At 50.1% G+C, this 9,417-nt stretch carries 6 protein-coding genes; 2 read left to right on the top strand and 4 right to left on the bottom strand.

Annotation, left to right across the window (positions count from 1 at the left end):
• Both NZ772_07920 and murI read left to right on the top strand, forming a co-directional pair.
• Positions 1–1,845: Tn7 transposase TnsA N-terminal domain-containing protein (locus NZ772_07920; GenBank protein MCS6813482.1), on the top strand; the 1,845-nt coding region annotated here is incomplete at its 5' end.
• Between the two features lie 328 nt (positions 1,846–2,173).
• Entirely contained in the window at positions 2,174–2,998 is an 825-nt protein-coding gene (gene murI, locus NZ772_07915) for a glutamate racemase (protein MCS6813481.1), read from the top strand.
• 79 nt (positions 2,999–3,077) lie between these two features.
• Here the strand turns inward: murI and NZ772_07910 are convergent, their stop codons facing one another.
• From NZ772_07910 to NZ772_07895, 4 genes are all read right to left on the bottom strand, one after another.
• Positions 3,078–3,731 carry a GDYXXLXY domain-containing protein gene (locus NZ772_07910; protein ID MCS6813480.1) on the bottom strand — a complete coding sequence of 218 codons (654 nt, stop codon included), beginning with the start codon at positions 3,729–3,731 and terminating at the stop codon, positions 3,078–3,080.
• On the bottom strand, positions 3,728–5,161 hold the full coding sequence (locus NZ772_07905; GenBank protein ID MCS6813479.1) for a DUF2157 domain-containing protein: 1,434 nt from the start codon (positions 5,159–5,161) through the stop codon (positions 3,728–3,730). The genes NZ772_07910 and NZ772_07905 overlap by 4 nt, the downstream gene beginning before the upstream one ends.
• Before the next feature lie 122 nt (positions 5,162–5,283).
• Complete coding sequence (locus NZ772_07900; GenBank protein ID MCS6813478.1) at positions 5,284–6,885, bottom strand: GTP-binding protein; 1,602 nt, start codon at positions 6,883–6,885, stop codon at positions 5,284–5,286.
• A 597-nt stretch (positions 6,886–7,482) separates the two neighbouring features.
• A complete protein-coding gene (locus tag NZ772_07895; GenBank protein MCS6813477.1) occupies positions 7,483–8,712 on the bottom strand; it encodes a SpoIID/LytB domain-containing protein in 1,230 nt (409 codons plus the stop codon).
• Positions 8,713–9,417: the final 705 nt, after the last annotated feature.

Raw genomic sequence — 9,417 nt, 5'->3', positions numbered from 1 at the left:
CAAGAACTGGCTCAAGAAGGCTTGCCGCTGGAAATTGTGGAACTCGATCGCGTTCCTGCCACCACGATTTCCATCTTCCCCGATGAGAGCCACAAAGATGTGAATGCCCTGAATATCCAGATTCCCACCCTGTCTGCGGGCTTTCGGATAGTGCCTAAGCTGGAAGGCTTGACGATTCAGGACGTGAAAGAAGCGTTCAAACTTTACAAGCCGTTACCGTTGCCCTCATCCCCCCAACCCCCTTCTCCCAGGGCGGGAGAAGAAGGAGAAGAATATGGTTCGGCTCCCCTCTCCCAGTTTGGGAGAGGGGCTGGGGGTGAGGGCAAAACTGTCATTGAGTATGAGGGGCGGCATCTCTTTACGGGAGAAGTCGTCGAAAAGATGCAATTGAGTTTGCCCCTGCTAGAGTCGGGTATTGGCGCGGTTTCCTACTATGTCAGACAACTGGAAACGATTTGCAAACTGCGGGGATTGCATTCCGTTCTGGCTCCTCTGATTCAGACCTTTCTGGAAGAAATCCTGTTTGAGCAGAAAACGACTCTGTTCGATCCGGCTCTGGTGGCTCGGTTAGCCGATTCTGATGTGGGGGAACACCTGCGGGCGGTGTTTGTGCCCTTGATTCGTAGCCGCACTATCGCTACCAAAGAACGGTTGATCGTTGAACCACCCAAATCCCTGAATGCCTGGAAACCCTATCAAGTCACTCTCAGCGAACGCCGTCCAGCAGTGAAGGCCACAAAAACATTATTTAATCTGGTTCCTTGCAATCGGGAGCTAGAGGTAGCAGTTGCGGAATTTTGCGATCGCGCCCCCGATGTGGTTGCCTTTGCCAAAAATGCAGGTCCCCAATGCTTGCGGATTGATTACCTGGCGAATGGAGACAGACTTGCCTTCTATACCCCCGATTTCTTTGTCCGCACAGTTGATGGTCACTACTACTTGGTCGAAACCAAAGGTCGTGAAGATCGGGATGTACCCTTGAAAGCCAAAGCAGCGATCGCTTGGTGCAAAGCAGCCTCTGGGATGACGACTGAAGTCGCCACCACAAATCCAAACGTTCGTAGTGCTGACTTTAGTCAGCAAAAAGCAGGCACATGGCACTATCTCTACATTCCCCAAGGCGTGTTTGAACGCATGGCGGGCGACACCGTTGCTGAACTGGCTCAGGCCTGTGCCCCGGCTCTGCAAAACCTGCTCCAATCTGAGGAGTTTCAAGATTTGCCGCTGTTTGTAAATCTGGGTCAGGTAGATGAAGAAGCTTCTGCTGTCGATAGCCTGATTGATCCAGCCATTCTCAATGCCCTGCCTTCCCGCTATCGTCGTGCCGCCGATCAAGCCGTCATGCTCTACCGCTTCTTTGAGAACAAAGAGGGGATGAATTATGCTCCTGTCTTTACCGCGCTCCTCGGCTCGATCGATGAAGTAGCGAAGGGCTTCTTAGTACGGCGACTGCAACCAGAAATGCCCGTCACCGTAGATGACCAAAAAGCCTGGTTTGCTCCCTATCTGGGTGGCGTTGACCGTAAATCAGAGGACTATTACCGCAAATTGGCACAAAATCTGAAACGGACATTGGTGTTCAATAATGGCTTGTCGCTGATTGGCCTACTGCGATCGTGCCTAGACTACGCTTTCAACGACACCACAAAAATCGGTGGTGTATTCGAGGCTTTGAAAGCTCACTTGCGATTTCAAGGTGGACGCGAGATCTTGGAAACCGTGACTCGCATCAACGACTTTCGGAACACCTACATTGCCCACCAGGAACAGGAATTGACTGATAAAAACCTGGCTGAACGGGAACTTAAAATCTGGATTGAGGCATTGCATATGATTGGAAAGTAAGCGAGATCTACTTGTCAAGCGAGATAGCAAATCCTCGGCATAGCCTCTCTGCAAAAGTTAGGAGCCGATCGCTAAAGGATTATCTGCCGGTCTCAAAGGTGATCTGCAATGGCTCATCTCAATCGTTAGCTGTTTTCCTACGCTGAGGGATGGCCTTGTGATTTCAGCTTGATAATAGTGTTAGGCTGTCATTTCACCTACAACTGGTTATTGACACTCATGAACCTGGGGTTAGGGTTGGAGCTTTTTCCGGAAAGCACCCCATTGGATTTGGTGTAGGTTAATTTAACCAGTGTGATGTGTGAGGAGTATACCTATGCAAATGGTGATGACTAAGAACCAGCCGATCGGGCTATTTGATAGCGGATTAGGTGGTTTAACAGTGTTGCGTGAATTACACCGTCAGTTGCCTCAAGAGTCAGTGCTCTATTTTGGTGATACTGCTCGCTTACCCTATGGCACTCGATCGTCGGCTGAGATTCTCCAGTTTGTCCGCGAAATTCTGACCTGGATGACCAGTGTAGGAGTCAAGATGGTGATTATGGCCTGCAACACTAGCTCTGCCCTAGCGCTAGAGACTGTACAAGCTGAGTTTGACTTGCCAATTTTAGGGTTGATCTTACCGGGGGCTAGGGCTGCTGTTCAGCAGGGCAAACGGATTGGTGTTATTGCTACTCCAGCCACAGCCAATAGCCATGCCTACGCCCAGGCGGTATTGGAAATTGACCCCACTGTGAACGTGTGGGAAGTGGGCTGCCCAGAATTTGTGCCCCTAATTGAGGCAAATCGCATCTATGATCCCTACACCCGTGAGGTTGCTAAGGATTATCTAGCTCCTTTGCTAGCCAATCAGATTGATACATTAATCTACGGATGTACACACTATCCCCATCTGGAACCAGTACTGCGCGAGTTGCTACCCAGTTCGATCACTTTGGTGGATCCTGCCAGGAACCTAGTTGCTGCGGCAGCCCATGAGCTAGACTTGCTGGGGCTACGCAGTACTCAATCAGTGCCTACGACGCGATTTTGTGTCAGTGGCTGTCCTGAGCAGTTTGAGCAGTTGTCATCGCAATGGTTGGGATATGTGCCGATCGTGGAGCAGATTACCCTACCTCGCTGTCCGTTTCTCTCCCTAGAGCGGGCAGAGTAGGCCCCTAGAGGAAGCTAAGATTTGTGTGGTATTGGCAGTAACCCCGTATCCACACAAATCAGCATCCATACGAATCAACCTAGAAGCGATAGGACTGGTCGTCTAGCCATAGACTTACGGGCACAGCGTTACCCCGATCGTCTACCTTCACTTCCACCACGAATGCTTGTAGGCGGCGATCGTCCGACTGGCTAAAACGCGCATTTTGTTGCCCACGGCTAATCTCTGCATTGATCTCATGCCGGCGATCGGCTGGCATGTAGTAGGTTTCCAGGCCATACTCGACTCGCCAGTCTCGATAAGAGCCGCGCAGAGCAACTTGATTAGCAGGCAGATTAGTGGGACGCTCAACACTAACCCGGACTGGCTTCCAGGGAATTGGTGGCGTAACGTTGGCCGTGGGTGGTGCCTCTAACACCAAGTAGAATGGTTGGTTGCGTCTGGAACTGTTGGCATCTATTGCCTGCCATCCCGGTAGTTGTTTGAGGTTAGTGGGATTAGAGATGTCATAGCTTAAAGTCTGCGAATAGCCGCGTAAAAAGTCATAGGGATCCACAGGTACCGTTTGCAGGATAACTGTTTTGCCCCAAACATAGGTGTAGGCATCCTGGGCAGGGACGGCGGCTATTAGTCCCAGTTGAAGTAGCAGCGGTAACCAAAATCGCCATGCAGGAACAGATAGGTTGGGTGATGGGCTATGGCTGGCTTGGACAGGGGGGATGTGGGTTGTCATAGTGACTCCTCTGAGGTGGGGGTTGAACCATTACGAGTGTTAGAGAGCCTGAGGTTACGCTCAAACCACAGCCCAGCAGCGATGATGCTAACGCCACAAAGGGCAAACACAAACGCTTTGAACAATAGGTCAGCGTTATACTCTATGGTGCGGCTGAGAATAGCCAACACGAGTAACACCATGCCACCCCAGAAGGCATCACGACTGTTGAGGGTAAGGCCATCGCGAACAAGGCCGATCGCCAGTAAAAACAGCAACAGGTTAAAGACAAAGGGGGCGACGATTCCCAGGGGGCTGACGCTAAGATGCCAGAAGAATATGATGGATGGGATGATGATGAACCCAGCTATCACTCCTGTATTCAGGTTCTTTTCTTGCCACCAGCGAGGCTGGGTAAACTGCTGACGCAGACGCAGCCAACCTAAAATGGCCATGGCACTGAGCAAAAAGACATCAATGTAGACTGCCGATCGCCAATTCCACGCTTCTAGGTCAACATAGGTATTGCTGCGATCGTAGTTCCAGATCCAATGGAATGAGAAGAAGTAGAACCGAATGCTTAAGAACCAGAGTGCTAGGGTTTGGGCTAAGGATTGAAAGGGGTCAGGGGTAGCACTTGGCTGGGAGCGAGAAAAGGTGAATGCATCCTGGTTATAGCTCCACAGTAGTGCTGGAGGCAACGCTACGACGATCGCGGCTACCCATCCCGGCGCTGAGCTGTAGCCTGCGAAGGGATCCAAATTGCCTACTAGTGCGATTAGCAACAGTACCATGGCTGCACCAAACAGTGCCCGCGATCGGCACCAATGCGCCAGGGGTAAGAACACTAGCGCTACCATCAGTGGCATATGTTGAATGAACAGTTGCAGTGAGGAATTGTCCCAAAAGCCTTCTAGTCGTCTAAACCAATAACCAATCCCCACCAAAATCAGAGCCATGATCCCCAAGGAGTTGAGGCGCAGACCATAGGCCATTGCTGCTACTCCCAGTCCCCATACTAGGAATAGCTCGTACACCTCACCACTTTGATGGAACATTTGAGACATCAGGCCAATGTTAGCCCCTAGTGCCAGCCCACCCATCAGCAACAGACCGTGACCTAAGCGCCGGTAACCTGCATTTGACGATCGTCGCCAGAGGTAAAATCCAGCGGTATTGATGCCCACAAACAGGCTTACCAAAAGCAACACCCGGAATGATCTCGACCAAACTTGCCAATTTGCTGCCACAAAGGTAATGACTGCCAAGCCCAGAAGAATGCAACCTAACCCCAGCAAAATAGCTACAAAGCGATTACTAGCCTCTCGTTCTAGGGTGTGGAATTGATACCGTTGAGCTAGTCGATCTAACAACTCTGCATCAATTAAGCCATCGGCTAACCATTGTTGTAACTCTTGGCGTAACTGTCGTCGAAACTTGTCAGACACCATGGGAAGTTATGCCCCTCACAATTTCACATAGCCTAGCTTCAAATCTTACACTGCGCTTTATGGCTACGTGTGCTGCCCAATGGCGAAAATGCTCATCGACAATTTTCATAGCGTTGCCCTGCTCAGTCAATGTGTCGCTGTAATGGTGGCTGTGGGGGTAGAATTTCTTCGTAGTCTAGATCTGACAAGGGGGTTAGGGGTTCTGCTTCAGAGGATAGATCGAGATGGCGTTCTAGGGGCTTAATCACTCGGTTAACAGCCTCTTGCACAAAGGACTTGATGAATTCTTCTTTGCGGTTGAGTTGAAACTGTCGTTGCACAACTTCTGTAATGCCACCGTCGCCCCAATCTTGGTCATGGCGAAAATATTCAATAAAGCTCTTGCCAGCAATGCGTGTGAGGTAAGCAGCACTAATGCCCTGAATAGCTTTGCCTACAAGGATGGTACTCATGTTCATTTGCAGTGCTGTTGTCAAGAGTTCTAGTGCCCCTTTGACGACACCCAAGCTCACTAGGGTCTTACCTAGGGAGAGGGCTAGCTCTCGTCCCCGATCGGCATTGAGTTCACAGCCATAGATTCGACCAATTTCCACTACCATCTGGGCGTTAACGGCTGCTGTTGCTAGCATGTCCACAACAGGCAAGGGAGTCACTGAAATCACACCTGCTCCGATCCACTGATAGCGCTCCACAATTTTTTCGGCTTGTTGGCGACGCTGACGATCAATGAGCCTACGAGCCTGTGCCCCTAACCGTTGCGACTGTAAGAGAATATTGTCGGCAACCAAGTCTTCTCCTTCTGCCCGCAGAATGGCAGCCATGCGGCGAATGAGGGGCATGATATCTGGCTCTGGTTTCAGGACGCTTCCGTCCTCTAGGGTTATTGCTTGTGGATTCGCTGCAACCGCCACCACATCCATGCCTGCAATTACACCCTTGACCCGTGCTCGTAATGCTTGCAAGATAGCTTCACGATCGGCCTCTGGATACAGATCCGTTTTATTGAGCACCAGCAGCGATCGCTTACCCATATTCGCTAGCGATCGTAGGGACTGAAACTCTGATTGGCGCAGATCGTTATCCAGCACAAACAATAATAAATCTGCCTCTGTTGCCCATTGACGCGCTCGCTGTTCTCGCTCACCACCGGCGGTTCCCGCTTCTAGGATTCCCGGTGTATCAGTGATCAATAGACGACGCTCCAATCCTTTCAAAGTCAGGCTATGGGTAGTTCCCTCGTCGGTTGTGCCCATGGGTGCAGCCACAGCACCCACCATGCGCCCTACCAAGGCATTCACCAAGGAAGTTTTGCCCGCCGACCCAGTGCCAAACACTACTACCCGCAGATCTCCGCGAGATAGGCTCTCTTCAATTTCTCGCGATCGACTTAACAGTTCTTGCCGCGCTACTTCGTCTTGGATTTGTGCTACCTGCTTACGGACAGCCTTCAGGGTTTCTTCAGCAGCATCCACCTTAGCAGCGGGTACCTTAGGACGGGGACGACGCTGCCGTGGCTTTTGGTGCGGCAATACAAAAAAGTAGTAGACGATCGCCCCAATCAGGCTAGCCAGCAGAGCAACAATCAACAAGATCAAGAGTTGTGCCAGCAGTGGATAGTAGGATAATTGCCAAAATAGGCGCATTAGGGAATCTATCAACCAAATGGTCATCCCTAAAATCACACCAATGGCTAGCAGCAGTGGCAGTAACCGCGAAAATCGCATGGACAATTCTTTCCGAGTAGTTATCTCCAGATTTTAACGAACAGCTTCTGTTTCTAACCTACTTCACTGGGCAACTGCAAAGATTTGGGGGGTCAGGCACTGCCTTGATCAAATGGCCATATCTAGGTAGATATACCTACTATGACAGCAAAGCAGGGGTTAATTGTAGATGATGAAAATTGTGGGTGATGAGGCTCACCTCTGCTGGTTACTTCACCGCTGTTGGAGGATAAGGGGTATGAAATTCTAACGGCTGATCATGGTGAAGATGCCCTAGAGACCGTTGAAGCTGAGCAGCCTAACTTGGTCTCTCTGGATAGGATGATACCCAAGATGAGCAGGTTCGATGTTTGCAAGGCAGTAACATGGGCTAATACCAATTCCCCGAACTATCGCTACAGATGCCTTGTAATGAGCGTACAAGCCCTGACTATAAACCAATGGGTTATGTCGCTGGCTTGGGAGAATTGGTATCACATGATAAAGCTCCCTAATCCCAATGAAATGCTGGAGAAACTATGGGTAGCGCTTAGCGTGGAGTTAGTGCTTGGCGTGGGACTATTCTGGCTAGACTATTCTGGCTAATAAGGGGGGAGGCTATTGCACCTCAATCTTGGCCAAGGTAGCGCCTTGGTAATAATGCTGAACAATCTGCTGATAGGTGAAGCCCCGTTGCGCTAGGTTATAGGCTCCCCATTGGCTCATGCCTAGGCCATGCCCAAAGCCAGTACCGACAATTTGGAATCGAGTACTAGCAGCTTGTCCCCCCCGTTTGGTGCTGCCTTCATTGCCGATCGCTGCAACTACAAACCGAGTGCTCCGTAACCCTAAAGCATTGCGCATCGCTTCTCCACTCAGGATACGCACCCCAGCATCCCCCACAACCCGCATGGTGATCACACGCCCAAAAGGTGTTACACGCTCTGGCACCAGCGCCCGCACACGGCCTACACCCGTAATCCGTGCTGAGAGTTCTTCACTCGACATGGTTACCGACCAGTTGGCACCCGGTGCCCCTTCATCGTAAGAGGGAACACCCCGTAGGTAAGCTACTGGCTTTGTCCATACATTTTCTGAATTGTCGGTGTACCCACCTGACGAGGAATGGAATACAGCCTCAATGATTTGACCATTTTGCACGAGAACTTGGCCAGCAGTAGCATTAACTGCCATTTGAGTGTTGATCGACTCACTAGCTACACCTTTGTAAACCTGCCAAGCCTGGGTATCACCTACATCATAGATAGGGTTGCCATAGTGCTCTCGCTGATAGAGGGCATAGGAACGAGCTGCAACTGCTTGGGCTTTTAACGCCTCCTGAGGCCAGTTAGCTCCCATTTCTGCACCCAGAACACTGTAGAGATATTCCTCCAGATCCACATGGTTGACTGCAACCACACCACTCTTGCCTGGCAAAACCTGTACACGCCCCCGATACCAGCTATTCCCAATCCACACAAAACCACCTGCGGTAGGCTCTAGCCAAAATTGACCTGCTTTCAAGTTTTGCAGCATCAATCCGCCAGTAGTAGGACGCACAATAACGGCACTCTGTGCTGTAAGTTGAGAAATCACTTGTCCAGATTCATTGCGGATCAACGCTGGAGTAGAACTACCTATTTCTACGCTGCCGACATTTTCTTTAATGGCCACACGCAATTGCAACTGAGCCTGAGCGGGAGATGTACCCATTAACCACAGGGTAATTGCTAAAAATGTCCATGTGATCCAGGCAGATGGCTTTGCAGATACCGCCGATCGGCTAAGTACTGAAATCCGCAGTGCTAGGGCTGTTAGCAATGATTTACGCATGGGTTGAGTCATCATAGAGACTAAGATACAGTTATCGAAACTAGGTAACAATAAGTACTACAAAACCGATAATCCACAAATAATCTGCAAAAATTGGCTATCCGCCGTAACTAACTGATCATCACCTAGAGAAACATTGAGTAGTTAGCGATTCACTAGTAGCACATAGTGTTGTCATTAAGACAATCATCACTATTTTTTCTACTGACTTTTACAGACATACGTCATGCGGCAGAATACCCCCAATGATTATGGCACCATCTGGAAATCTTGAGAAGATGAATATTTGTCAACAAATTCCCAGACTAGTCCCTAACACTTAGTTGACTGACAAATCTTGTTTGGTTGGGTTAAACAACGTGCGACCTAGCACCAACCTATGTGCTGCTAGGTTACGCCATCGCTAACCCGACCTACAAGAAAATGCCAGAGCATGGGAGTTTCTAGAGTTGGGTCAGGCAACCAGCCCTGGTGCACTAGGTGTATTCACCTTGATGAGGTATCTACCCTGATAGCAGATTTTGCCAACACCCAGGAATTTTGGACTACTGTCGAGATACTAGACAAAAGGTTCCCTACCTATGCGGCTCTTCAGCAATCCTTGTAGGATGGAGATAGTTGTGTTTTAAGGTGATGAATCATTGCAAATCACGTTTCTAGGGACAAGTTCTGGCGTTCCCACTCGATCGCGGAATGTTTCCAGCGTTGCCCTGCGCTTGC

The sequence above is a fragment of the Cyanobacteriota bacterium genome, assembly GCA_025054735.1.
In the GTDB taxonomy this organism is placed as follows: Bacteria; Cyanobacteriota; Cyanobacteriia; order SKYG9; family SKYG9; genus SKYG9.
Note: the sequence above shows the minus strand (reverse complement) of the source record. Positions and strands in the feature narration are given on the sequence as shown.

Coding starts and splice junctions, on each gene's coding strand:
- murI (MCS6813481.1), top strand. CDS start 2,174: ATGACTAAGAACCAGCCGATCGGGCTATTTGATAGCGGATTAGGTGGT.
- NZ772_07910 (MCS6813480.1), bottom strand. CDS start 3,731: ATGACAACCCACATCCCCCCTGTCCAAGCCAGCCATAGCCCATCACCC.
- NZ772_07905 (MCS6813479.1), bottom strand. CDS start 5,161: ATGGTGTCTGACAAGTTTCGACGACAGTTACGCCAAGAGTTACAACAA.
- NZ772_07900 (MCS6813478.1), bottom strand. CDS start 6,885: ATGCGATTTTCGCGGTTACTGCCACTGCTGCTAGCCATTGGTGTGATT.
- NZ772_07895 (MCS6813477.1), bottom strand. CDS start 8,712: ATGATGACTCAACCCATGCGTAAATCATTGCTAACAGCCCTAGCACTG.